This window comes from Ruegeria sp. AD2(2025), assembly GCF_056542385.1.
In genome coordinates this window covers 939200-963018 of the sequence record NZ_JBQFZS010000001.1, presented here as the reverse complement: position 1 = coordinate 963018, position 23819 = coordinate 939200, and the positions used below count along the sequence as shown (strand labels likewise).

Genomic DNA, 23819 nt, shown 5'->3' with positions numbered 1-23819 from the left:
AGAACACAGAGCGGATGCAAGCGCAGCAACTGCCGCTCGCTGCGCAGGCCACATGAGCACGAAAGACGCGGACTTTCCCGGCATTCGCCGCATAAAGCGTCTATGGCAGCTATTAAATACGTTACAGCCGCAGCATTGTGCCAGAGTTACCCACGCGAAATCGTGAAAAACGCGCTCGAACAGTTCTGTAGTTGGACTTCTATTGAAGAGAGGTGCCCTGTTCGACAAACGCCGCAAGATTGTTGGAAAACTGCTCTGACATTACACTTTCACATCCGGTGGCCGTAACGATCTCCCTTGCGTCCGCTACTAATTTGCCAGCGGCACCGATATAATCTGGCCCCATATAGGAAATCATTACGACAGGGCTCGATAGATTGGCATGTGCTTCCAAGAATGGCGCTCCGAACCGGTTTCTATAGCGAACTGTCTCGGATTCGCCCAAAACTCGATCAACCTCGACACCATTCTGGGTCGTAACAAGGTCCAAGCGAGATTCGAAAGCGGAGATGGGCTCAGAGATACTGGCTGCACATGTTTCCATGTATACTCGTTCGTGTACATAAAGCAGGACCAGCGCGCGCATCTCAATCGCCATACGAACTCTCTGGTCAAACTTGTCGAAGCCATATGCACCTTCAAACTCACCGGCGTAAATATGTCTTGCCATCTTGTTGCCGACTGCAAGTTCGGAATCTGAAGCTGCCTTGGATAAGGCATGAATTGTAAGCACAACGCGTTCACCCGAGGCTTTCTGCACATGAACTTCGACACGCCCGTCTCGTTCGATGGCAGCGTTCATCATTCCAATGTGTGACTCAACCATTCCCATGCCGTTGTCGATAATAAGCAGAGAATCGTTTTTCATAATGCCTGCCGCTGCTGCTGGGCTGCCAGCTTCGACAGCAATTACTATAGAAGATGCATTAGGGCCCTTTCCCAAGAACAGACCTAAGTCTAAATCTGCGGCTACTGTGCCTGGTGGCAATTGCGCGTTCGCTTTCTGGTTGGCTGGTTTGGAGATATTTCCTACCTCTAAAGTCGCAGGTTCGTTGATCATCCAAGGTCTCGCGCCGGTTGTGCCGCCACCACGCTCGATCATCCAATTAGTGCGTCCACCATCCCATGATAAAATCTTCATACCGCCACTCGTCGGACAGTCAGGACCTTGAACGATCTCCGTAAAACTAACAGAGCCGTTTTCCATAAGGTATTGGTAAACATCTGCAACATAATCAGGAATGACTAGAGTTCCGCTGCATCCAAGATCCGGATACTCGACGAATGCTTCATTCTCAATCACCGTAACAACAACTAGGTGATCTGGCGAACCTAGCGGGCCTATATGGCCAGAGATTTGAAAATTATGAGAACCATGCATTTCGGGTTCCGCATTCGGCACAGCGTCGGTGTCTATCTCTTCTTTAGGCGGTGTGGCCGTTTCATCCGGTGTCTGACCCGTTTCTACCTCCGCCTGCAGACTGGGCTTCGAAGTCGCAACATTGAAGGATAATGTCACGGGCCCCTCAACAATCGGGGCAGCGCCTCTGCGACTGGACCACTGATACACCCACTGATCGCCTTCGAACAGCGTTAGCTTAATGAAACCGCCATACCCGCATGCGCCTGTACCACGATCAAGAGTTTCGTTGAATTCAATTGCGCTCTCAATCTGTTGGTGAAGAAGGACCGTGCCACCGCAATTCAATTCGGGATAGTCGATGTGCATTACTTCGCCATCATTCCATATCCTAACTGAATAGTCTTGGTATCCATGTTGGGACACCTTTCCCGAAAACTCAAAATTCCTAACAGACAGGTCAGCCTGTTCAGCCGACACTTGCAAAGAAAAAAGGGCTAGGGACGCCACAGAAGATAGCAACACTCGGACAGCAAAACCAATCACGTCAATCGAACCTCAGAAAACGAGAACTCAAAACATCAATAAGCAGGAAGGTAGTGAGTTCGTCGATTCGGTTCAACGTTCTTGATTCGCAAGAACAAAACGGCACCATCCGTTGCCAGCGGGACAAGCCCGGAGTTTCAGAACTGTAGTCACTTCAACAGAAGAGCTTAATCGATAATCTCAAAGAGCCGCCATTCCTTTGCATCGCAGTATCTGCCCACTTTGGGTTCTCCTGGAACCTTCGCCGCGCAGATCGCCAAGGGCTGGATCGCGATAATGAGAATTGAAAAATCAGCGAAGAACTGAGGCTAGGTTGGCATATCGCAGATGGCGTGCAGCTTTGTGTTCATGCCGCCCTTGGTTCTGCCGATCAGTCGACCACCTTTTTGATGCCCAAACTGGACGCAGTACGGTGGGCTTTAAAATATGTAGCATCGATCATCACGGTCTTTTTCACGCCATAGTCGGTTGCCAGCCCGACCAGCATCTCGGCAAAGATGCCTTTCTGCTCCACAGCTTCCAGCAGTCGTAAAGTGTCTTGAGCGGCCTATATTCCTTCGGCGCATCGCGTCATCTCCGCATTGGCAGTTTTTGCGCATTTCTATTTTTTGTTTATGCTGACGCGTCACGAAAATTGAATATTGCGCGAAGCTATTTGCGAACGGTTTGCTCCAAAGAACTCTGAACAAACGAATTTTGCTGTGGAAAAATGGTCCCATTTTTATTAACTTAGTATTTTAGTAAGTTTTTGTATTGTATAATTAAAATATGAGTTTAGATATTTCTCACAAAATGCTGAGGGGTAAATCCCACCTTTGGTTAGCAACGATTATTGGCCTTGCTATGGGCTCTTTCTTGGTATTCTCACACACATCCGTTTTTGCCCAAGAAGCAAATCCTTCAAAACCAAAGACTGAGATCATTGCAGATGAGGTTGCCGGAACAGTGAGTATTGTCATTGACGGCGAGACGGTTGGTTTTTTCAATAAGCACGGTCTGCATGTTCTGGGCGATGTCATTTATAGCGGAACAATTCGCGACGGCGGTGAAGATGTTCCAAAAGTAATTTCTGAAAACAAAGATGGCGGGCATGCGGATGAAGAAAACCAGTAGCCGTTTCCTGCCTACGTTTCTTTTTGCTCTTTTTGCGCTGGTTTCTGCGTTTTCTGCTTATGCACAGGAAGCTGCTCCGGGGGATGCCTGCGCCGCCGGAGAAAATGGCCGTTACGCTCTTACGGGTGGCCCCGAGCTATCGAATACCGGACATTTGATCATTTGCAATGGGAGTAACTGGATCAAAGTTATGAGTTTTACGACTGACGGAGTGACTCAATTACAATTTACCAACACAGGCAGTTGTTCGGATGGTGAGGCACTAACTTACAATGCGGCGACAGGCGGGCTGACTTGCGGCGTTACCGATATAATTGATCCTATCTGGGTAACTTCAGCAGGCACGATCACCACAACAAATGTAAATTTGGCGATCTCTGAGGTGGTGGCTGCGAGCGATGAAAGCGGAACGCCGACTTACCAGAAGGTTTCGGGCGCAGGGTGGCTGAATGTTGCAACGAATGGAACTATCAGTGGAAGCGCCCCAGCAGGGGGCGGCACCTATTCGGTTGTGGTTCGCGCAACAGATGGATCTGGCAATACGGCGGATCGTACATTCGATGTGGTAGTAAATGGCGGCTCCGGCCCCGTTGGATGTGTAAATCCGGGAGATATATGTCCTGACCTAACACTATACGCAGGTTTGTCGCCGGATGGAGATGTAAATATGTTTACCACCCAAGCTGATTTGGGCGCATTTGCGTTTAATGACGGGACAAACAATTGGCTCGACAGCACGATTACAAACTGCACAAATGTTCAATCAACATGCCGCACTGGTGAAGCCAACACAAATGCTATGATCTTAGCGGATTCAGCGACCACCACTGCGGGGATTGATCCTCACAACGCTGCATTGGCCTGTTTTTGTTTTGGCGAAGAACATACTAACCGACCCAATACCGTTGTTCCACCTGAATGCTCTGGCGACCCACTAGGTACTAATTCCATGGACGGGTTCGGGTATGACGACTGGTATCTTCCTTCGATCGCCGAACTGGACGTGATGTATGTCAATCTTGTCTCTCCCGGAGATACCGACAATCCAACTTACCAAGACGGAATAAACTATGGAGATGGGGGAGGCGTCAATGCGGCCAACGATGGACCAGCAGCAGGCTCTTTTGGAACCAATTGGTATAGATCGTCTTCTGAACGTTATGACGAAGAAGCGTGGGTTCTAAATACCGGTGCTGGGCAAATACAAGATTCAAAAGACTACCCTGATCGTGTTCGTTGCATTCGAAAGTAGATGCCAGCTTTGAGACATTACGTTTGTACTGACCCGAAAACCCTGACGTTGGTGGTTTTGGCAGATTTAGTGATGTGCAAGATGTGTGCGTGGTACTACCACACACATCTTGGCAAGGGGGCCCGCTCCGAAACTTCGTTCCTGCGCGCCCCCGTTGCATCCCCCCGGCCAGTGGCTCGGATCAGGGCATAAAGCCCCTCCCAGAGCCACATAGAACGTATCCCCGTTCAATCAGTCGTTGGGCTTGGAGACGTGCCTCTCCACCAACACCGAACCATGCACAAACGGCTGCCCGTTTGACCACCAATCAGGGTAGCCTTCGAGCTCCCAACCGATACCCCCATGAGGATTTCATCCAGATCATTTCATGAAGACCAACCTTCCTCAGATTGGATGCGCGCCATGTCATGGAGACAATTTCATTGAGACCAACCCTGCGCGGTCTGGACTCACGCCATCTTGTCAAAGATGGACCATGATCAACATGCCAATTGCCACCTTGCTAAACCAGTTCGTGCTGCCTACGTTTCGTGTCCGACCGGACCCACACCCCCAACATCGTGTGGTTAAGTCACTTTGCCCCGTTGCAAGATGCAACCCATGTGTGTACGATGAGCGAAAAACACGAGCAGTCGTAAGCCCATGAAATTTATTGATTTATTTGCAGGACTCGGAGGATTTCACCAAGCGCTAAGCCAACGCGGAGGCGAATGTGTCTTTGCATCCGAGCTAAATCCGCATTTGGCTGATCTCTACGAGAAGAATTTCGGCATTCGCCCTGCTGGCGATATTCGAGACGTTGATCTCGATTCCATTCCCGAACATGATGTGCTATGCGCCGGGTTTCCCTGTCAGCCATTCTCCAAAGCTGGTGATCAAAAAGGCCTAGAATGTCCCCAATGGGGAAACCTCTTCGACTACGTTATCGATATCCTGCGCAAGAAAAAGCCGCGATATTTCATCGTCGAGAATGTTCCCAACCTCATGAGGCACAACGGCGGCGACACATGGGAAATCATTTGTAATCAACTGCGGGACGTCGGTTACGATATCGACTTTGACCGACTGTCGCCGCATATGTTCGGCATACCGCAAAAACGTGAGCGGGCATTCATTGTTGGCGATTCTCAAGGGCTCGATGGTTTTATCTTTCCAAAACCCGAGAAGATGAAACCTACATCAATTCGCACCGTCTTGGACGATGAACCTTGCGACACACACGACCTGAATGCCAACCATATCCGCTACCTTGAAACTTGGCAGGATTTTATCGCTTCATTCCCTGAGGACGAAGACCTCCCATCCTTTCCGATTTGGGCTATGGAGTTTGGGGCTGATTATCCGCTGGATGGGCTAACGCCGCACGCCCGAGAATATAAAGGTCTCGGCAAGTACAAGGGAGCATTTGGCACCCCGCTAGCGCGCAAGCGATCAGACACTGTTAAGAACCTGCTTCCAGCTTATGCTCAAACGAAACTGGATTATTTTCCTGACTGGAAAATTGATTTCATACACAAGAACCGAGACTTCTATGCCAAACATCAAAAGATCATTGATCCTTGGATTGATCGCATAAAAGGATTTCCGCCAAGTTTCCAAAAGCTGGAATGGAATTGCAAAGGGGCTGAACGCAATATCTGGAATCACGTTGTTCAATTCCGAGCTAGCGGCATCCGTGTAAAGCGGGAAGACACCGCCCCATCTTTGATCGCCATGACCACCAGCCAGGTCCCAATCATCGCTTGGAAGAAACGCTATATGACTCCAAGAGAATGCAGCAGATTGCAAAGCATGGGGAGCTTGGTTCATTTGCCGGAGACAAAATGCGGTGCCTACAAAGCTTTTGGGAACGCGGTAAATGTTGATGTTGTCCGAACCATATTCGATGCGCTCGTATCGAGAGAAAACCCACAAAACAATGAAGTTAGCGTGGTGGCGGCAGAGTAATGGGTAAGCTAAGTTCTGTGAACATCAGGCCGGGTGTCAATGTCTTATCCGTCCTGCCCCACCTGAATTACAAAGCGTGGTATGCGCTCGCGGAGTTCGTCGACAACGCCATTCAGAGCAGCATCGATAAAAAGAAAGAACTAAAGAAATACAATGGCGGGCAGTTCCAACTCATCGTCGATATTGATTTCAACCCTCACGAAAACTGTATAACGATCAAGGACAACGCCGCAGGCATTGCTGAAAGCGATTACTCGCGAGCGTTCCGTCCTGCGGAAATTCCTCCCGACGCTACAGGCCTATCAGAATTTGGCATGGGCATGAAGAGCGCCGCGTGCTGGTTCGCTCCGAATTGGAGCGTCAGATCAACAGCGCTCGGCGAAAGCACTGAACGGGCAGTGTTCTTTGATATAGATAAGATCGTCGAAGACAGTATCGAAGAGTTGCATGTTGTCTCAACGCAGGTCTCCGCCGAGAAACACTATACCGAAATCCGTTTGGATAACATTCGACGCTTCCCTCAAGGCAACACTGTTAAGAAAATCAAAAGTCATCTGGCCAGCATCTATCGAATTTTTATTCGTGACGGCTCCATGGTCCTGCGCATCGACGGTGAGCCGCTGACACATGATGACCCCGAAATTCTTGTCGCACCGAGCTATCGAGACCCGGATGGCCCTGAGATCAAATGGAAGAAAGAGATTGAGATCGATCTGGGAGAGGGAAAATCAGCAACTGGGTTTGTTGCCATACGCAAAACCATAAGCAACCAGTTTGCGGGTTTAGCGCTCTTTCGCCGAAAACGTCTTATCATGGGTAGCTTCGATGAGACTTATCGTCCGAAAGACATCTTTGGTGCTTCAAATACTTACGCATATCTGCGCGTGTTCGGCGAAGTACACCTACGTGGTTTTCACGTGAGCCACACAAAAGACGGGATTAAATGGGAAGAAAGTGAAGAAGCGTTTCTGACCGAACTCAGAAAAGTGCTTTCCTATGACGAGTTGCCGCTCTTGCAGCAAGTTCGCGAGCACCGAAGCAAAAAAGATGCATCGTCCAAACGAACGGAAGCAGGCTCGGCACTCAAGACGATGGCGCAGCGTCTCAAAGACAAAGAGATTTCTGCGCGACCGCCAAGCGGGCCAGATGCCCCAACCTCGCCCTCTCCGATTGAGCCGGAGCGCCCCGTAGAAGAGCCGCTTCCTGACATCCCCGAGTCGAAACAAGAGCGTGTGCGGTTTCGAACCAACTTTCGCGGCGAGCAATGGATGGTATCGATTGAGCTATCTTATGCGGATGAGGCGTCAAACTGGCTTGAGATCAGCAACAGACCATCCATAGCGGACCCGGAGCCGCGTGAAATTACCATCCGTGTTTCAATGCTGCATCCATTTATGGCTCAATTTGGCACATTGGATTCCGAAGGCTTTTTGGCCGTTTTGAATGTTGCTGCCGCCATGTCACTCGCAGAGATCGCGGCCAGCGAACTTGCCGACCGGAATCCATCGGCTATTCGTCGTTACACAAATGAAATTTTAAAAACCCAACTCTCTAAACCTGTTGCCAATGACTGAAAAACCCAACGTTGTTACTATCTCTACAAGCCCGAAGCACAGCAGCGGAGCGTGGTCCCCAGTGCAGGGTGATGCGCTCACAAGCCTATTAGAAGCCAATAAGAAACTCTCCGCTGATGAGAAAGAACGCCTTGTCCAGGAAACGGTCTCTATCCTTAGCGAATGCGCACCCCCGACAAGTACAAATCACAACAATACCGGACTTGTAATCGGTTACGTGCAAAGCGGAAAAACGCTATCATTTACGAGCCTTACGGCGCTTGCCAGAGACAATGGATATCGTCTCGTCATCCTATTGGCCGGAACAACAAACAACCTCGTTGAACAGTCATTTGATCGGCTGAAGGGCGATCTAAGTGCAACCGGAGCTCGCGAGTGGAACCTGTTCACGACGCAGCGGAAGGCCTTTCAAGACAGCGAGGTTGACCGCGTAAATAAAGAACTCGGCGCATGGCGAAGAAATAGCGAGCGAGCCCGCACGATCATCATCGTGTCTATGAAGCAGCACAAGCATCTTGAGAACCTTGCAAAGCTATTGGAGAAATCTGATTTTTCCGACATTCCGACGCTCATCATCGACGATGAAGGTGATCAGGCCGGGATGAATACAAAGGCCAAACAGAAAGATGAGAGCACGACTTATTCTCGGATAAGAGAGTTGCGAGCTTTGTTTCCCCATCACAGCTACGTCCTTTATACGGCAACACCGCAAGCACCGCTTCTCATTAGCCGCATCGATGCGCTCTCTCCCGATTTTGGACGCGTTTTGACGCCCGGCGATCATTATGTCGGTGGGCAAGAGTTTTTCGGTGAAGGAACCAATAAGTATGTCAAACTTATCCCTGATACCGATGTGCCTGACAAAAACGAGTTTCCCTCGGCTCCGCCGGAGAGCCTTCGCGCCGCGCTGCGAGATTTTTTTATTGGCGTTGCGATAGGCTTTCTTGAGGATGAATTTAAGAAGGGGCGCAACCGCACAATGATGATCCACCCAGCGGTAGCTAAAGATGAACACCTCATGTTCGCGCGTTGGGCCAAACAAATTAAGGACAATTGGGCGGTAATACTTCAAAACTCCGATCACCCTGAACACGATAACCTGATAAGCCAATTTAGGGCGTCAGCAGCGGAGCTTCTCAAGACCTACGAAACAGAACTTACGTTTTCGGAGATTTTGCCGGAGTTGTTTGCGGCTATGGAAGAAACAGCTGTTCAGGAAATCAACACCAGGCAGCAGGGAAGAATTTCCTCCGTTGACTGGGAGAACGAATACAGTTGGATTCTCGTCGGCGGTATTGGCCTTGATCGCGGCTTCACTGTCGAAGGACTTACGGTCAGCTATGTACCGCGATCAACAGGCGTGGGGAACGCTGATAATATTCAACAAAGGGCGCGTTTCTTCGGGTATAAGAAAAACTATCTCGGGCTCTGCCGTATCTACCTTACAGAAGAGAACATCGAGGCATTTTCCGAGTATGTGAAGCACGAAGAGGCTATTAGAGGGTCAATCCGAAACCACCTTCGTGGCAGTGGCAGCCTGAAAGACTGGCGCAGAAACTATCCCCTAGACAAGAACCTCAAGCCGACGAGGTCATCGGTTATCCTTCTGGAGATGTACCAGTCGAAGGGAAAAGGCGGTTGGATCACACCAGATCATCCATTCGACGATGCAGAAGTCGTATCTGACAACCGTGACACCGTTGATCAACTCCTAAACGCCTTCGATTTTTCGCGTTATACCGAAGAGGGGTGGAATAACGAGCAGGCCGTACCTGCATTCAGCAACTCACTCCTACTTGCTGATATCGTTCCTTACATTGGCCAGTTTAGATATAGATGGCCGAGTGACAATCTTGCTCACGGCGCGCTCATGCTCAGCTTGGAGCGGATGATCGCAAATGAGCCAAATATGAGATGCAGTTTTTATGCCCTTTCAGGCCCATGGTCAGGCGTCCCCTCCAAACGAACATTGACCGATAAGAACCCGCCCAAGATCAGGGCGCTATTTCAGGGTCCAAACGCACGTACCAATTATCCGGGTGCAAGGTCTTTGATTTCAAGTGAAACGGTGACGTTCCAACTTCATCGCTACGATGTCCAAACCTCTAATAAGAAACGGATATTAAGGGACGTCCCAATATTGGCGACGCACATCCCGGACCCGCTCATGAAGCGAGTTTGGATTGAGCGATAAGCAAGCATGCTAAACGATCTCTACAAGCAACTATGCGCCTATCAGCCTCGTTCCCAAGATGAAGTATTGGGATTGCGTGGTAGTCTGGAACACGAGCTTTGGCTATGTGTCGCCGCAGATGACTTTCCAACTCTGTTATTACCCGCAAACCCGGATGATATAAGACCTGACATAGCGCTGCGGGCGGTAGACGTAGAATTTTCTCGCGACTGCCGGATCAAGACTCCGAGCGGTGATGCTCATGAGGCATGTTACACAGCCATTCGCTTAAAAGAGACCGACGCGGATATCGTCAGGTTATTCCTTCGCCTGATGGAAGAGTTGTTCTGCCACGCTTCCCTTGCGCGAAAGAATGCCGCGATTGCAGAGAGCATTCAGGAGGTAGCATCGCTCTTCAGCCGCCTATTCGACGATGTGAGAGGTGTTCTTGGCCTTTGGGGAGAACTCAACCTGATAAATGCTGCGGCTGATGTTGGATTAGCGGTAAGCGCATGGTCAACCGCCAAGCGAGCAAAATATGATTTCGTTACAGATACGTATGTTCTAGATGTCAAAACTAGCCTTTCCCATTTGCCTAAACATCGGTTTTCGTTGGAACAACTAAGACCCGCAGGAGAGCGCAGGGCATACATCGTATCGATCTGCGTTGTTGAGCAGCCCGCTGGCAAAACCGTCGGGGAGTTGATGGATGAAATCGCAAATCGGCTTGCTGATACCGAACTTACAACTGGATTCATCAAAACTTGCATCGCCAAAGGTGGCAAAGAGATTTACAGAAGCGATCTCAGGCTAAAGCCATATCCCGAAGCAAGCTCGCTGGAGCTATACGATGCGTTAAGCATCCCTGTTCCGCTCATAGGTCCCGGCGAGCCCATATCCAATTTACGCTTTGATGTGGATCTTACGGATGTGAACGCCAAACCAGCAAAAGATGCGCTCAAGGTTCTTGGGTTCGAAAAAGAAACCTAAAGCGAATGACCCTACAGTTGATGAGATTCCATGCAACGATTTGAAACTACCGTTTATTTCTCGTGCCCCAAATGTGAAAAAACCAGCCGCATAGATGTTGAAGTGCCAGAGTTGGATTTATCCGGCGAAAGCATGTCTGATCATTCATCCGAAGGCACTATCCAACTCGAATGCCCGGCATGCGCCACGGTCTTCGATGGATACGCGATGTGCAGCGCGTATGAATGCACCATTACCCTCGAAGATGGCAAGACCGAGATTCAAGGCGATCCGCCGATGTACTCGCCCGAAGAAGACTCAGACTGGAGCCAGTATGAGATACCCGATGACCCGTATGGCATCTTTATCTCAACCTATGAGCAGATGATCGATTTGATAGAGGTCGAGATCAGCTGGCCCAAAGACGAACAGGTCATTGCTCGTATGGTGTTCGTCCAGCTTATCTCGGCGATGGAAGCATTTCTTGCTGACACGCTCATAACCAGCGTTTTAGAAGAAAAATCCCGGATAAACGCTCTCTTGGTGGCGGACAAAGAGATCAACAAACAGAATTTCTCCCTTCGTGACATAGCCGCCGATGAGACGCTCGTTGAGAGGCATGTGCGCGAATACTTGAGGAAAATCATCTATCACAACCTTGGAAAGGTGCAGTTCCTATACAGCGCTGCACTTGATCTCGATGTGAAAACCAACGACGAGGATTGGGCACATCTCCACAAAGCAATCCTTAGCCGCCACGACTGTGTTCATCGGAACGGATATGACAGCGAAGGCAATAAGAATGAGTCATTTTCTACCCAGTACGTGAGAGAGACGGCTGAGACGATAAAACGTCTGATCGATAAGATTGATAGCTCTCTTTCGGCCTTTTGAAGACGGGCGCGCATCCTTTCGGATCGGGCTGTCGTGAACCGAGCCTGTAGTCTCGGCCTTGCGGCTTCCATCCCTTGCGCGTATTCAGCCAGCCTTTATCGGCTGACACTTCTTTTTCATGTTTGGGGCCTTGCAGGCCCATCGTCCATCAAGACCAAGCCCTTCGCCAAAGCTTCGGGCGAAAACCCAAGAGCCGTGGCTCGGCTTCGCCTGCGCCCGCACCACCTCCATCGGGTTTTCGATCTGTGACGGCCTCCCCCTCTCTCTTCGCCAGAGCGGCAGATCGTTTGCATGCGCAACCGATAAAAGGAGTAAAAAAGGATGCAGTTTGAAAATGAAATTATTTGCGGCAATGCCACGGAAGTATTGAAAAGCGTCCCGAATGGGTCGATTGATTTGGTGGTTACAGACCCGCCATACGGCGTGAACTACCGCGACCGCACAGGCCGAACGGTAAGAAACGACAATGAATTAGGCCAAGTGTTGCCAGTGTTTGACGAAGCTTTTCGCGCCCTAAAATCTCACAGTTTTTGCATTTCGTTCTATGGCTGGAACAAAGCCGATGTGTTTCTGACAGCTTGGAAAAATCCAGGTTTTTCTGTGGTCGGGCATATCGTTTGGACAAAAAATTATGCCTCGCGCACAGGCGTTTTGAAATATCATCACGAACAGGCTTATGTGCTGGCTAAGGGCAGGCCTCAGCGCCCCGCACAGCCTATCGCCGATGTTCTACCTTGGACAGCCACAGGCAACCGCGTGCACCCCACCGAAAAGGCGGTTCAGTCGCTAAAGCCCCTCATCCAGTGTTTTTCCAAGCCTGGCGATCTGATTTGTGACCCGTTTTCCGGTTCTGGCAGCACATGCGTTGCCGCTGCTCTTGCTGGGCGGAACTATTGCGGGATTGAGCTTGAAGAGAAGTATTGCGCCCATGCGCGTCAGCGTCTCGCTGGTGTGAGCCGATATATTCAAAGCCGTATTGATAAACGCGCCGCCTGACAATCACGCACCGAAATACACTCCGCCGCCTTGGTCTAGGCGGCGGGGTGTAACGCGTGCAAGAGACGAACAATAGCAAAAAATCGCGGCTGACCCTTGGTCAGCCGCGAGAGAACCATGTTCTCTTTGTGTTCCGATGTCACCATGATATATTGCGAGTCTTTAGGGTTCTATGCACAGCATGTAGAGAAGGATGGGCACGCCGCAGCCTTGAGCTAGCACTTGCAGAGCATAGAGAACCAATTGGCAAGAAAGGTGAAAAGAAGACCAGTGAAGGCATTTATCTCATATTCGCATCGTGACAATCACGCCTTAGAACGCCTCCATGTTCACCTTGCCTCGCTCAAGCGTGAGGGGCGTATTCAGGCATGGTATGATCGTGACATTCTGGCCGGGGATGAACTTGACGCCGAGATCACTGAACAACTCGAAAGCTGCGAGCTTTTTCTGCTTTTGGTCAGCCCTGATTTTCTCGCCTCGGACTACTGCGTCGAAACCGAAATGAACCGTGCGCTAGAGCGTCATGACGCGCGCGAGGCCCGCGTCGTGCCGATCATTGTCGAACCTTGCGATTGGACGACATCGCGGCTCCGTTCCCTTAAGGCATTGCCGCGCGACGGCAAGCCGGTCAGTGATTGGACGAATGAAAACACCGCCTATCTGAACGTCATTCAGGAGTTGCGGCGCATTCTAGACCACGAGCCGCCTGCGCCACCACCGGATGCTGTCGCCATTACTGATGATGGACAATCCGATACCACCAAGTCGGAGCGGAGATACCGCATCAAGCGAGAGTTCGATGACATCGACAAGGCCGAATACCGCGAAGAGGCTTTTGGCGCGATTAAGCTTTACTTCCAAAATGCTATCCGAGAGTTGGACGCTGTAGAAGGCCTGAGGGGGCGCTTTACTGACTATTCCGATACGTCATTTGGTTGCGTGATCGTAAATCGTGGCCTCGGACACGGGACCGCCCATCTAACTGTTCATGGCGGGCGCGGCAAACATCACTTTGGCGACATCTATTATTCGTTCTCCGAAGATGCAGCAGATAACACCGCCAATGGCTGGTTCAATGTCGAGGCCGACGAGTATGAGTTGCACCTCAAAGGCTCAATGGGCCTATCTCATAACAACGACCGCAGCATGAAACCGGAGGCAGCCGCCGAAGCGCTGTGGTCAGAAGTGCTTCAACAAGCGGGGATCAGCTATGACTGATACCGTCAGATTTCGCTGCAACAATTGCGGGCATCGTTTCAAAACAGGAGTATTGACCGAGGCTGAAGCCCGCGAGGCACGCCGCCGTGACGAGCCGACCTCTGCCGTTCACTGCCCGGAATGCAATCGAACAGACATTCGGCGCGGTTGGGAATAGAATTTCAACAATTTGCGGCCAGCCTGACAGGCTGACCGCGTGAGTTAGAGCGTCGGCATACGCGCCGCCAGCTCATCTTCGATATTGCGCATACTCTGAAGAGCATCTTGGCGCTGCTGGCTTCCGCGCGGAGCGGCGGCGAAGGCATTGAAGGCTTCGCTCAGAAGTCCGTGCAATTCTGCCGTGCTGCGGGATGCCGCTTCAAATCGTGAGACGAGTTTCATAACCATCCTCCTTTGTTTCAAGGAGGCCCCGAACCGTTCAGGGCCTTTCGGCGCCACGCACACCATCATTGGCCAATGAAGGCGCTGATGGGTCGGGGAACGACTTGGAGCGCTGGAGCGATACGAATGAAGCGCGGATGTTTAGATTTTGATGGGATCACCGCGAAGGCGATATTGTTGCGGCTTGATCGCAGCAGACTTTAGATGAATTTGCCTCACCGCGCATAATGCCAGCGTCGCTTTGCTCCAGATGCGGATTTTAGAAGGTGAGCGTCGAACAGCACGCTTTGGCGAGCGCGGCTAGGTCAGGTCCGGCCGCTTACTTCACGGCTGTCTGCCCCTTTCGCATCGAAGTGACTTGCACCGATTGCCCCTAAATCCCTGGCCGAATGCGGCTCAGCATTCAATGTCCTGCCCGCTCCACCTGGCTTCGCCAGCCGAGTTGAACATGAATCCTGATCCTTTGCCTTCGCCCCATAGGAAGGGCGTTAGCAAGCCAACTTAGAAGCAAAGGAGAAAAACATGGCACGCGAAAACACGATCCAAAACATGAACTTAAACGCGCCCGACTATCTGGCGTGGCACGTCACGCAGAAGGGCGAAAAATCCTACTGGAACAAAGTCGGAGCCGCTTGGCAGCACAAAGACGAACGAGGCTACACGCTCCAGTTAGAGACCTGCCCGATCAATGGCCGCATCGTCCTTCGTCTGCCACTGGAAGATGCCCTCGAGACATCAAACGACGCGGGGCGTTCATGAGCGCCCCCATCGACCCTAAGGAGTACCGCGTCGATCCTTCACGCCTTGCTTCTGGAACATGGTGCCATACGCGAAACCGACAGATCGGAGAAGGCGATATCGCGGCGTCCTACAGTGCCGACAAAATCGCCCAAGGAAAGATCAGGAAACCCTTTTCTTGGAATAATGGCCTCTGGGTCTGCACAGGAACTCACTATCAGAGCAACGGCAAATCTGCCGAAGCCTATCATCTCGTGCAGGAGCGCTTCTTTGACGGCGAGCCTACAACGTATAGCGAAGTCGCAATGCTGCCGTACGAACAACGTATTAAAACCGAGGGCTTTTATCACGGCATGCGTGTTCGTCATGGCAAGCAGGACTGCGTTCTTGTCGGCCCGAAAGCACTCTTTCTGCCGAAGAAGGATAGTGAAATGCTCAAACAAGCCGATCTATTCGACGCGCTCTAGGAGAAAACGCCGCTGAATCATGCGGCGCTTTCTTTGATCTAGACTGGTCCGTTGTCATCATCATCATACCAATCATCGCGGTACGCCGATGGCTTGAATTTCGGCACAAGTACATCGGGTTTTTTCAAGCGTGCATGAGCCAGCCTGATTGTGAGGCGGAGGGTGTCTTCCGCCTTCAACCTGAAATGCTCGCGCAGATCATTGAGAAGATGAGCGTGTTTCTCATCTAAGTTCAGCATGAAGGTTTGTCGTAGTTCTTGTCGCATTGGCGACCTCCTTATCGTTTGGGTTAAATCTCTCGGCCTCGATCATCGCCGCGCCCTCGGGTGCGTTCGCGCTGCCGTTCGCGTTGTCGCTGGCGCTGACGATCTGATCCAAGACGCTGGCGCTCGCGCATCTTCGTCTTGGCTTGCTCTTCGCTCTGGTTGCGTTTTGCGAGGCTCGGGATATCGCCTCGCTTCATGGCGACGTAGGCCGCAATCTCCTTGCGGATTTGCATGATTTCCTGAGCGCGGGTCTCGCGCATCTTTCGAACAGCGTCTTGCAGGCGCTGGCGCTCATCAAGCTGACGCGCCACAAGTGCATCTTTCTCGGCGCGGTCACGCTGCCATGAACGCAGCGCCTCCATTTCGTTCTGATCCTTGATCTTGGAAAACTTGCCCGTGATGCGGCTCCAAATGCCGCTGAATCCTTTCGGCAGACGTGCCGCACGCGTCAGTTGTTCGCGCTTTTCTCGCTCGGAAATACGTGAATACTCAGCGTTGCGTTCTTCACCGTGACGGGCCTTCATTTGCTGGCGCTTATGCTCAATAGCAGGCGAGGCGCGTTTGTAGCCGTCATCGACCTCCCGAATGTAGGTCTTGAGCTTATCGGTCATGCGGCTGGCGATATGCGTCTTTGTCTTTTGCACGGATGGCAGAAAATCGGCATCGGGGATGCGCTCACGAACATCCTTCGCCTTGACGCCAGACCAGCGTGACAGCGAGAATGTTTCGCCGCGCACATCGACTGCGACAACACCGCGCCGATCACCTTTTGCAAGAAAGAAGCCTTTTTCTTCGAGAGCAGCCTTCAGAGCATCGGTGCCGTCAGAGTTCTTCCAGCACTCCTGAATGGCGGCCTTGATCAGCTTCGGGTCTTGCTTGGAGCGCTGCGCCTGCTGCCATTCGCTCCGCGAGTAGTTCAGCGGATCGCGCATGGAACGGTCGATCATGCCTTTCGGCATGTCCCAGCCATGTTCAAGGTATAGATCGCGCGATACGTCCATAAGCTTCTGCTTGTAGAAACTCATGTTCTTCGCTCGCATCTCATCGGTGTCGATGCGGCTCCAGACGGCGTGTGCGTGTCGCCGTCCGTCCTTCTCATGGAAAACCAGGGCACGGGCGTGATCGTCCAGTTCGAGCTTACGCTCGATTTGACCGATAGCCCGCTCGAAATCTTCGCGGCTGACTTGTGCGCCTTCGGGCGGATTCAGACTCATGGAGAATAGGTGTTTTTTGCACTTGGTTTGACCTGCAATGGCATCCAGCTCTTCGAAGGCCTCGTTCAGATCATCGCTAACGAAACCACGCATATCGTGAAGCTCGACATGCTCATTATCGCGCATCGAAAGCAGATAGCTTGCGAGTTGACGTGCATTGCCGCGTTCTTTGGCTTTGAGGATCATGGCACGCCTCCATCCTTGAGGGCATCCATCAACGCATCGCGCATGTCTTTAACAGCGCGGCAGGCATCTTGAATCTCGGCTTCGGTTTCGGGGGTGACGGGCAGAGCGCCCATGTTCACCGCCTTGGCAAGCTGGTTCAGGTTCTGCGAAAGGCGGCTTTTTCCAAGCTCACCCAAGGCACGGCCAACAGCTTGTCCATCGCGGGCAGGTGTTTTGCTGCGGCGCACACCAGTTCGCGCCTCATCGAAGAGCACAGCCTTGATATACGCGCCAAGAGGCTCGCCCGCTGCCATGTTTTTGAGCGCGGTCTTTTCCTCGAAGCTAAGACGCAGCGAGAAGGGGGCATCCCGTTTCTTGGGGGAGGCGGCTGCTACCGCATTGAAATCACGTTCCGAAATGCTCATCACCGCACCCCGGATCGTTGTCCTGAGTTACGGTGTTGGAGTTTTCAATTGCGCGGAGATGGCGCTCCCACTCTTCAAGAACGTCGAACAGAGAGTTCGAACATTCTCCTACAGAGCGCGCCATACAGTCCAAAAAAAAGTACGTGCTAACAATGCCTTACTTGGTTATTGCGCTCCGATTGGTGACACATTAGGTGACACATGTCGAAGAACTGGTTCAGATTTGGCTGTATAAGAATGACGATTCAACATGTGCAATGGCGTAACGGCACCGCCTTCTATCGCCGCAGAATCCCAGCAGACGTGCAGTCGTATTATGGCGGAAAACCCTACTGCATCGAGTCGCTTAAAACCAAAGACCCGGCAGAGGCCGGTAGGAAGGCTCAGCAGACAACCATAAGGCTGAACAGGGAATGGAGCCTTTTAAGGTCCAGTGACCCCGATGAGATAGCGTTACGTGAACAGGGGATGGCTATTCTTCGGAAATACGATCTGAAGCCGGGGCAGGCCGCCGAATACGCAAAGCATGACCTTGAACCAGACGCATTTGTCGATGAACTTCTGCAAGAGTCTCGTGACCAAGACGGACAATCGCGTCACGGGATTATTCCAGAACGGCTTCGGCCTGACTTAAAAAAAGCCGCAGAACTATTCCATGCTGACCCTGCTGAACTTCAAGATTTAACTACACCTTACTTCTCAGAAGTTAAGGATAAACATTTGTATTTTAAGCCAAAAAAGAAAGACGATAAACAATTCGACTTGGCGGTCGCTAAGTTCATGGAGATCAACGGGGATTTGCCAATAAGCCAGTACCGCAAGGAACACGGCAACGCCTTCGTTGAAGAACTGCATGAGACAGTTAAGCCTGCAACAATCAAACGCTATCTCGCTCAGGTCAGGCCCATTTTTTCTACAGCCATTAATGACCTAGAAATTGATATGAAGAACCCGTTGTCAATGATCACAATCCCTGAAACGGATGACGATGATTTTGAACCTAAGAAGCTTCCTTTTTCGCTTGAGGAACTATGGGCTATTCAGCAGCGGTGTATGGAAGTTGATGATGAATTCCGCTGGGTGATTGCCGCCCTCAGCAATACTGGTGCGCGTTTGTCCGAAGTGGCCGGACTTCACCGGGACGAAGTATTTCTTGATGGAGACGTGCCATACATCCACATCAATTTCAGCAGCTTGCGCCGAATTAAGAACCCGAATTCAGTACGCACTGTGCCATTGGTGGGGATTTCGCTGTGGGCAGTGAAACGGGCCTATGAAGCTTCATCAGATAGTGAATATCTGTTCCCGACCGTGGCTAGAGGCGGAAGCTATGACAGCAAGACAACTTCAAATAGCCTGAATAAGTGGCTGACAAACCAGAATCTTAGGGGCCGAAAGCAAAGTCTCCATAGTTTGAGGCATTCCATGCGAGACCGCCTCAGAAATTCTTATTGCCCGCCCGATGTCGCTTACCGTATTGGCGGCTGGAAGATGGGTGGTGTCGGAGAAGACTACGGACTAGGGCATCATCAGTCCGTTCTGCACGAAGCTATGCTTAAGGTGCTGCGAACAGAGGCTGAATCTGGAAAGGAAATGCCGCCCCTAGTCACAGAAATTCCAGCTAACTCGGTCGAATAGCGACCAATAATACAAGTGGGCACTCCGAGGTCATGGAAACTACCAAGCCAGAATTTACCCCCGAAGAATTAAGGGCAGCTAAAATGGCTACTTTGATGACGTTTCCATATACCGCTGAAGCAGATACCGCAGTAGATGCTCTGTTTGACCAAACGGTAGCCTTTCAAAAGGCGCAGAGTACAAGGCGTAGGGGGCTAAGAGCAGAAACCGCCATGACTTTGAAGGCTACAATCGGGGCATTGCTCGGGGATTTGCTGGAAGCAACCCTGAATACCGAGTCGAGTGGCTACTGTTATCGCGGAAGCGACAAAACCAAACTAAAGGAAACGCTGGCTTCTAGCAGGCATTATGAGAAGCTGAAATCTGATTGGCCTCAAATGGGGCTGTTGGATGTCGTGAATGGGTTCCAAGGCACTGACGACTTCGATGGTGAGATTTATCGTCCGACCTCAAAGCACAAGCGCCCTGCGACAAGATTAAGGGCAACGCCTTTACTACTGAAGCAGCTTGAGGGCTACGGCATCACTCCGCAATCTGTCTCACAACACTTCAGAAGTGAGCAGTCTCCAAGCGATCCGGTTGTTCTAAAAGCCGCAAACATTAGAGGTTTAACCCGAGGCAAGGTACTTACCAAATACGAGAAGTCGGCAACCTACGCCGCGATTGAAGCGGACGTGATTGAAATCAACAACTTTCTTAGTGAATGGCGATACAGCTTTGGAATGCCTCCGGTACTGTACCGCGTGTTCAACGAAGGAACCACGGAAGGTTACCAATGGGATTTCGGCGGAAGGTTTTACGGGCCGGGTTCCTCGTACATTAACTGGAAATCAGATGATCGGAAAAGCATTCAGATCGGTGGCGAAGCAACGGTGGAAATTGACATCAAATCTTGCCAACTGACCATACTGCACGGGCTGTTCGGCCTCTACTATGAGGTCGGAGTGGACCTGTATCAGATCGACGGGGAAGACAGGGAAGAAGTAAAACAGCTTATCATTGAAATTGTCGGAAAGGGCAGGGTGGGACGCCTCAAGGGTCCGCTAGTCAAAAAGGTTCTGGATAGATTCCCATTTTTGAATGAATTGGAGGCTAGAGGGCTGAATACACTGCGGCTTCAGGCCATTGACTCTGCAATCATGAATGAGACCCTTCTTACTCTGAAGCGGCAATTCGGTATTCCAGCGCTTCCGGTTCATGACTGCATTATTGTCCGGGTGGGGGATACTGATACTGCAATGAGCATCTTTGGTGACGTGTTCTGTAGCCACATAGGCATAAGGCCAACATTCAAGGTTGAGCGATAAAGGGCTAGCAAGGGAAGCTGTCTAGACTATTGGGGTTATCACCCATGCAATACGAGTTAGTGCCCTAAGTGATACCTAATGACCTAACTTATGCATTACTATGAACGCTAAGGATTTCCTTCTCTTTGAGGCCGACCAGTGAAACATGTTTGACCGTATGACGAGCCTCATTATTGTGGAATATCTAAGCTGAATAGTTCACTTGAGGCGTATCAATAGTCACTCGCCAACCACCTGCTCTATCCACTCAAGGCGGGTTTTAACGTCCCGCATGGCAAGGGCCAGAGTGCCAGGGTTGTGATCAAACAACGCGCGATCATCAAACTCGCCAATGGCAATCTGACCAATGACACCTCTCTCCGTAAATTCTGGGTAGTTCATGACCAGTTGGTCATCAAACGGTGTCAATGATGAGAGCGGATCGCCAGGACTGCTGAAAGACAAGACTTCACCGCCGCGCTCGCCGAAAAGTGCTCCGACTGTCAAATCAGAAACAGATCGAAATGCAGCGTCGAACACAACCGCATCCCGGCCGGTAGCTGAGTGGGCAATATTAGCGAGCCTACCGCCCAATGAATGACCGACAAATGTCACGTCGTCGTATTGATTGGAAACTAGATATGCGAGTTCTCGAACACGCTCCAACATAGGTGTCGGAAATTGAGCAACGCTACTAAGATTGTCCGTAATCCAGTCTTGCCACTGATCCGTTCCTCGAAATGAAAGTACGTGCTCGCCGTTGGGACCGACAAAAAGTTTCGCACCAAGGTCACCGAAGCCAACGAAATCCTCGTCCCACCTTCTCAATTGTCGCCAACCTCTAGGGAGCGAAGCACCTTCCTGTGCAGAACTATCGTAGGCGAGCCACGCGAGCATTGCATAGTCTGCATGTGTCGCAATGTTTCGGATAGCTCCCAGGTTGTGTTGGTAATCGCTTAGAATTTCATTTGCTAATTGCCGCCGAACCTCTGAGAGAGACGAAGTTGGCTCTTCCTGAGAAACCCGTATTGGAAGCGAAGAATTGCTTTGGGGCGGTCTTACTCTTGCTGAATCAGAATTTGTCGTAGTTTCCACAATATGTTGCTGTTGAACCGATATTCTCTGAACGGCGGCTTGCATTTCCAATAGCCTGGACCGTATGGCAGTAAGCTGTGCCATCAAACTCTGAGTATTGTTAGGGCCGACCCCAGCACCGCCTCTCAACCAAGGCATAGCTACGCTTAAGGAAGATCGCTCTCTTCCAATTGGATCACCTTCCCTAACTTTAAATCCCCGTGACACCAGCGAAGAGGCTGCCACAAGCCGCTCAGCGAGTTCGGTGTTGGAAACACATCTCGAAAGGCGTTCGTGGGTTACACCGTGCTCACCCGCTATTTCGGCAGACAGATGTAACAATCCTGAAGCGAAATCAGTCTCCGATGAATGACCGATGAAATGAGATCGGAGCGATGCGCGACTAAAGTACTCAACTGTGATTGAAGCAGTTTTCGATCTGTCGCACATCAAGTTGCTCACAATCTCAAGATCAGCGTCGTTTTGTGCAAAAAACAAAAGTATATGCTCGTTTTCAGCCTTGGTCGAAGCCGGGTTTCTTAGCACATCAAAGAAGTGAGAAAAACAAGAACTGCATGAAGGTGAAATCAGCGATATCGACGATTCTTCGTCGGTCGAAATGCTCAACGCAGGAATATCCAAAAGCGTGTCGATTTTTTGTACCAGATGATAGCTCGTATTGGCATCGGTGTCGCCAACGCCGTTCTGAATGGTGATTGATTTCTCCCTCGCAAACTCCAGTACATCAGGGAAGATGTCCTCCCATGCATCTTTGGAAAACAGATGCGGTTGACCGGGAACCAGCTTCATCTCGACTGAGCCGTTCGTTGCCTTCAACGCTTCGGCCATCTGCAAGCTTTGGGTTACTGGCACCCTGGAGTCCTTCGTACCGTGTACTAACAACACAGGGGCAGAAATGCTTGAAGCGACACCAATTGGCGAACGTGCAGTTATCTCAGGCGAACATACACTTCGAACGTATTCTGGAATGCCGCTGTTTGTGGTCTGCGCGGCCCAGGACTCAAGCTCAATGGGCGGAAAGAAAGATACAACGTACCGAGGTCGTTCTGACTTTGCAGCAGAAAGCAACGCCACTTGGCCACCCTGAGAATATCCGAGCATGCCAATACGATTAGCGTCAATTTCGGGATGTTCGGCCAGCCAATCCAACACAGCCACAATGTCATCTGATTGCTCTAGGCCACAGTCATCAACGCCATCTGACTGCCCCCAACCCCGCAATGAAATGGTTAAGGCTGCGATGCCGCTGGCAGTGAATAGTCGAGCGGTATAGTTCACCTCGCGTGCGCTTCCACCCCAGCCATGAAGAATGATAGCGGCTGGAAACGCGCGGCCATTCCCTAAGGGGCGATGCAAGAAACCTTCGAGTTCGATACCATTATCAACAGCAATGCGGTGTGCGGTAACGCCATTGACCGAGAGATTGATACACTCTGAAAGAGCCGTATCGACGCTCAAAGCCGCATGGTTGCCTTCACCCAGGAAACTGGATTGATACTCCGAAAGAGCCCCGCGTGTCGCGGAGCCAAGAAGTCCATCGACCGGGCCTGGATCAAATCCCAGCTGCGACAGCGAATGCTGGACGCAGGCGACGAATTCGTCTGACTTTGCGTAGGAAGTGTCGGTCGCCATCAAGCTAATCAGCGACGCAACCGATACAAGGCCGAGTCTCCTTGCGACCCGCCAGAAACCTTTAAAAGCAGACTGCACAGTGCTCACTCGATAGAGGCTGGATAACGTTCGCCTTTGTCATTAATTGAAACGATCTGATTACCATTCTTCACGATCAGATCGCAACGCGCTCCGTAATCTGCCGACACAATGCAAATCTCGCTATCGTCAGTGATTTGGTAGGTATACGGATAGACTTTGCCGCCAACATGAAACTCATAGCTATCATCAATTCCAAGGACAGACTTGCCGCCACCTTCATAAGATATTGTCTTACCTGCAACGAGTTCAATCAACTCAGTTTGTGAAAAGCGCGTGTCTCCTGGTTCAGTTTGCCAACCCCCGGCCAGCAACGTAGTTGGAACCGTGGAAATAATTCCTGACACCGAAAAAACGGTTGCTGCAACAATCACTCTCAAACACATCTAAAT

The 23819-nt window shown here is 51.0% G+C and carries 20 protein-coding genes and 1 pseudogene; 13 read left to right on the top strand and 8 right to left on the bottom strand.

The annotated features are described in order from the left end of the window. Positions 1 to 199: 199 nt before the first annotated feature. Both ACR1XV_RS04770 and ACR1XV_RS04765 read right to left on the bottom strand, forming a co-directional pair. Positions 200 to 1729, bottom strand: coding sequence for a hypothetical protein (locus ACR1XV_RS04770; protein WP_480529205.1), 1530 nt, complete (start codon positions 1727 to 1729; stop codon positions 200 to 202). Positions 1730 to 2226: 497 nt separating this feature from the next. Beyond that, positions 2227 to 2473: pseudogene (locus ACR1XV_RS04765) on the bottom strand (IS5/IS1182 family transposase); the annotation flags it as partial. Between the two features lie 201 nt (positions 2474 to 2674). On the opposite strand from ACR1XV_RS04765, the gene ACR1XV_RS04760 reads away from it, so the two are divergent. The 9 genes from ACR1XV_RS04760 (at position 2675) to ACR1XV_RS04720 (ending at position 14042) form a co-directional block, all read left to right on the top strand. Next, entirely contained in the window at positions 2675 to 3019 is a 345-nt protein-coding gene (locus ACR1XV_RS04760; protein ID WP_480529204.1) for a hypothetical protein, read from the top strand. After that, positions 2997 to 4271: an Ig domain-containing protein gene (locus ACR1XV_RS04755; RefSeq protein ID WP_480529203.1), complete on the top strand. Its 1275-nt coding sequence runs from the start codon at positions 2997 to 2999 to the stop codon at positions 4269 to 4271. The genes ACR1XV_RS04760 and ACR1XV_RS04755 overlap by 23 nt, the downstream gene beginning before the upstream one ends. A 642-nt stretch (positions 4272 to 4913) precedes the next feature. Then, the gene (locus ACR1XV_RS04750) at positions 4914 to 6218 is read left to right on the top strand and encodes a DNA cytosine methyltransferase (protein ID WP_480529201.1); all 1305 of its coding nucleotides are present in this window, start codon (positions 4914 to 4916) and stop codon (positions 6216 to 6218) included. Further along, positions 6218 to 7792, top strand: coding sequence for an ATP-binding protein (locus tag ACR1XV_RS04745; protein WP_480529200.1), 1575 nt, complete (start codon positions 6218 to 6220; stop codon positions 7790 to 7792). Before ACR1XV_RS04750 ends, ACR1XV_RS04745 begins: the two co-directional genes overlap by 1 nt. Beyond that, the gene (locus ACR1XV_RS04740) at positions 7785 to 9986 is read left to right on the top strand and encodes a Z1 domain-containing protein (RefSeq protein WP_480529199.1); all 2202 of its coding nucleotides are present in this window, start codon (positions 7785 to 7787) and stop codon (positions 9984 to 9986) included. Before ACR1XV_RS04745 ends, ACR1XV_RS04740 begins: the two co-directional genes overlap by 8 nt. A 6-nt stretch (positions 9987 to 9992) precedes the next feature. Next, complete coding sequence (locus ACR1XV_RS04735) at positions 9993 to 10955, top strand: PD-(D/E)XK motif protein (RefSeq protein WP_480529198.1); 963 nt, start codon at positions 9993 to 9995, stop codon at positions 10953 to 10955. 30 nt (positions 10956 to 10985) lie between these two features. Further along, positions 10986 to 11828, top strand: coding sequence for a hypothetical protein (locus ACR1XV_RS04730; RefSeq protein ID WP_480529197.1), 843 nt, complete (start codon positions 10986 to 10988; stop codon positions 11826 to 11828). Between the two features lie 321 nt (positions 11829 to 12149). Continuing rightward, positions 12150 to 12824: a DNA methyltransferase gene (locus ACR1XV_RS04725; protein ID WP_480529196.1), complete on the top strand. Its 675-nt coding sequence runs from the start codon at positions 12150 to 12152 to the stop codon at positions 12822 to 12824. 270 nt (positions 12825 to 13094) lie between these two features. Then, positions 13095 to 14042 (top strand): toll/interleukin-1 receptor domain-containing protein, encoded by a 948-nt coding sequence (locus tag ACR1XV_RS04720; RefSeq protein ID WP_480529195.1) that lies wholly within the window; start codon positions 13095 to 13097, stop codon positions 14040 to 14042. Between the two features lie 201 nt (positions 14043 to 14243). On the opposite strand, the gene ACR1XV_RS04715 is transcribed toward ACR1XV_RS04720, so the two are convergent. Continuing rightward, a complete protein-coding gene (locus ACR1XV_RS04715) occupies positions 14244 to 14423 on the bottom strand; it encodes a hypothetical protein (protein ID WP_480529193.1) in 180 nt (59 codons plus the stop codon). 522 nt (positions 14424 to 14945) lie between these two features. Here ACR1XV_RS04715 and ACR1XV_RS04710 point away from each other — a divergent pair. Together ACR1XV_RS04710 and ACR1XV_RS04705 are read left to right on the top strand one after the other, a co-directional pair. Then, on the top strand, positions 14946 to 15182 hold the full coding sequence (locus tag ACR1XV_RS04710; protein ID WP_480529191.1) for a hypothetical protein: 237 nt from the start codon (positions 14946 to 14948) through the stop codon (positions 15180 to 15182). Then, positions 15179 to 15628, top strand: coding sequence for a hypothetical protein (locus tag ACR1XV_RS04705; protein ID WP_480529190.1), 450 nt, complete (start codon positions 15179 to 15181; stop codon positions 15626 to 15628). Before ACR1XV_RS04710 ends, ACR1XV_RS04705 begins: the two co-directional genes overlap by 4 nt. Positions 15629 to 15666: 38 nt before the next feature. On the opposite strand, the gene ACR1XV_RS04700 is transcribed toward ACR1XV_RS04705, so the two are convergent. From ACR1XV_RS04700 to ACR1XV_RS04690, 3 genes are read right to left on the bottom strand one after another with little or no spacing between them, the layout of a single operon-like run. Further along, a complete protein-coding gene (locus ACR1XV_RS04700) occupies positions 15667 to 15894 on the bottom strand; it encodes a hypothetical protein (RefSeq protein WP_480529189.1) in 228 nt (75 codons plus the stop codon). Between the two features lie 23 nt (positions 15895 to 15917). Beyond that, a complete protein-coding gene (locus ACR1XV_RS04695; protein ID WP_480529187.1) occupies positions 15918 to 17294 on the bottom strand; it encodes a relaxase/mobilization nuclease domain-containing protein in 1377 nt (458 codons plus the stop codon). Then, complete coding sequence (locus ACR1XV_RS04690) at positions 17291 to 17698, bottom strand: hypothetical protein (RefSeq protein WP_480529186.1); 408 nt, start codon at positions 17696 to 17698, stop codon at positions 17291 to 17293. Before ACR1XV_RS04690 ends, ACR1XV_RS04695 begins: the two co-directional genes overlap by 4 nt. Before the next feature lie 237 nt (positions 17699 to 17935). Here ACR1XV_RS04690 and ACR1XV_RS04685 point away from each other — a divergent pair, with 237 nt between their 5' ends. Both ACR1XV_RS04685 and ACR1XV_RS04680 read left to right on the top strand, forming a co-directional pair. Beyond that, positions 17936 to 19336 (top strand): DUF6538 domain-containing protein, encoded by a 1401-nt coding sequence (locus ACR1XV_RS04685; protein ID WP_480529185.1) that lies wholly within the window; start codon positions 17936 to 17938, stop codon positions 19334 to 19336. 32 nt (positions 19337 to 19368) lie between these two features. Beyond that, positions 19369 to 20643: a hypothetical protein gene (locus ACR1XV_RS04680; protein ID WP_480529184.1), complete on the top strand. Its 1275-nt coding sequence runs from the start codon at positions 19369 to 19371 to the stop codon at positions 20641 to 20643. Positions 20644 to 20862: 219 nt separating this feature from the next. On the opposite strand, the gene ACR1XV_RS04675 is transcribed toward ACR1XV_RS04680, so the two are convergent. Together ACR1XV_RS04675 and ACR1XV_RS04670 are read right to left on the bottom strand one after the other, a co-directional pair. Then, positions 20863 to 23349 (bottom strand): alpha/beta fold hydrolase, encoded by a 2487-nt coding sequence (locus ACR1XV_RS04675; protein ID WP_480529183.1) that lies wholly within the window; start codon positions 23347 to 23349, stop codon positions 20863 to 20865. A gap of 83 nt (positions 23350 to 23432) precedes the next feature. After that, positions 23433 to 23801, bottom strand: a complete 369-nt coding sequence (locus ACR1XV_RS04670; protein WP_480529182.1) for a hypothetical protein — start codon at positions 23799 to 23801, stop codon at positions 23433 to 23435. Positions 23802 to 23819: the final 18 nt, after the last annotated feature.

What these genes read in the sequence shown, in the direction of transcription:
- ACR1XV_RS04715 (WP_480529193.1), bottom strand. Translation starts at nt 14,423, where the DNA reads ATGAAACTCGTCTCACGATTTGAAGCGGCATCCCGCAGCACGGCAGAA.
- ACR1XV_RS04700 (WP_480529189.1), bottom strand. Translation starts at nt 15,894, where the DNA reads ATGCGACAAGAACTACGACAAACCTTCATGCTGAACTTAGATGAGAAA.
- ACR1XV_RS04680 (WP_480529184.1), top strand. Translation starts at nt 19,369, where the DNA reads ATGGAAACTACCAAGCCAGAATTTACCCCCGAAGAATTAAGGGCAGCT.
- ACR1XV_RS04770 (WP_480529205.1), bottom strand. Translation starts at nt 1,729, where the DNA reads ATGCACATCGACTATCCCGAATTGAATTGCGGTGGCACGGTCCTTCTT.
- ACR1XV_RS04695 (WP_480529187.1), bottom strand. Translation starts at nt 17,294, where the DNA reads ATGATCCTCAAAGCCAAAGAACGCGGCAATGCACGTCAACTCGCAAGC.
- ACR1XV_RS04755 (WP_480529203.1), top strand. Translation starts at nt 2,997, where the DNA reads ATGCGGATGAAGAAAACCAGTAGCCGTTTCCTGCCTACGTTTCTTTTT.
- ACR1XV_RS04685 (WP_480529185.1), top strand. Translation starts at nt 17,936, where the DNA reads ATGACGATTCAACATGTGCAATGGCGTAACGGCACCGCCTTCTATCGC.
- ACR1XV_RS04745 (WP_480529200.1), top strand. Translation starts at nt 6,218, where the DNA reads ATGGGTAAGCTAAGTTCTGTGAACATCAGGCCGGGTGTCAATGTCTTA.
- ACR1XV_RS04730 (WP_480529197.1), top strand. Translation starts at nt 10,986, where the DNA reads ATGCAACGATTTGAAACTACCGTTTATTTCTCGTGCCCCAAATGTGAA.
- ACR1XV_RS04675 (WP_480529183.1), bottom strand. Translation starts at nt 23,349, where the DNA reads ATGGCGACCGACACTTCCTACGCAAAGTCAGACGAATTCGTCGCCTGC.
- ACR1XV_RS04760 (WP_480529204.1), top strand. Translation starts at nt 2,675, where the DNA reads ATGAGTTTAGATATTTCTCACAAAATGCTGAGGGGTAAATCCCACCTT.
- ACR1XV_RS04735 (WP_480529198.1), top strand. Translation starts at nt 9,993, where the DNA reads ATGCTAAACGATCTCTACAAGCAACTATGCGCCTATCAGCCTCGTTCC.
- ACR1XV_RS04740 (WP_480529199.1), top strand. Translation starts at nt 7,785, where the DNA reads ATGACTGAAAAACCCAACGTTGTTACTATCTCTACAAGCCCGAAGCAC.
- ACR1XV_RS04710 (WP_480529191.1), top strand. Translation starts at nt 14,946, where the DNA reads ATGGCACGCGAAAACACGATCCAAAACATGAACTTAAACGCGCCCGAC.
- ACR1XV_RS04690 (WP_480529186.1), bottom strand. Translation starts at nt 17,698, where the DNA reads ATGAGCATTTCGGAACGTGATTTCAATGCGGTAGCAGCCGCCTCCCCC.
- ACR1XV_RS04750 (WP_480529201.1), top strand. Translation starts at nt 4,914, where the DNA reads ATGAAATTTATTGATTTATTTGCAGGACTCGGAGGATTTCACCAAGCG.
- ACR1XV_RS04725 (WP_480529196.1), top strand. Translation starts at nt 12,150, where the DNA reads ATGCAGTTTGAAAATGAAATTATTTGCGGCAATGCCACGGAAGTATTG.
- ACR1XV_RS04705 (WP_480529190.1), top strand. Translation starts at nt 15,179, where the DNA reads ATGAGCGCCCCCATCGACCCTAAGGAGTACCGCGTCGATCCTTCACGC.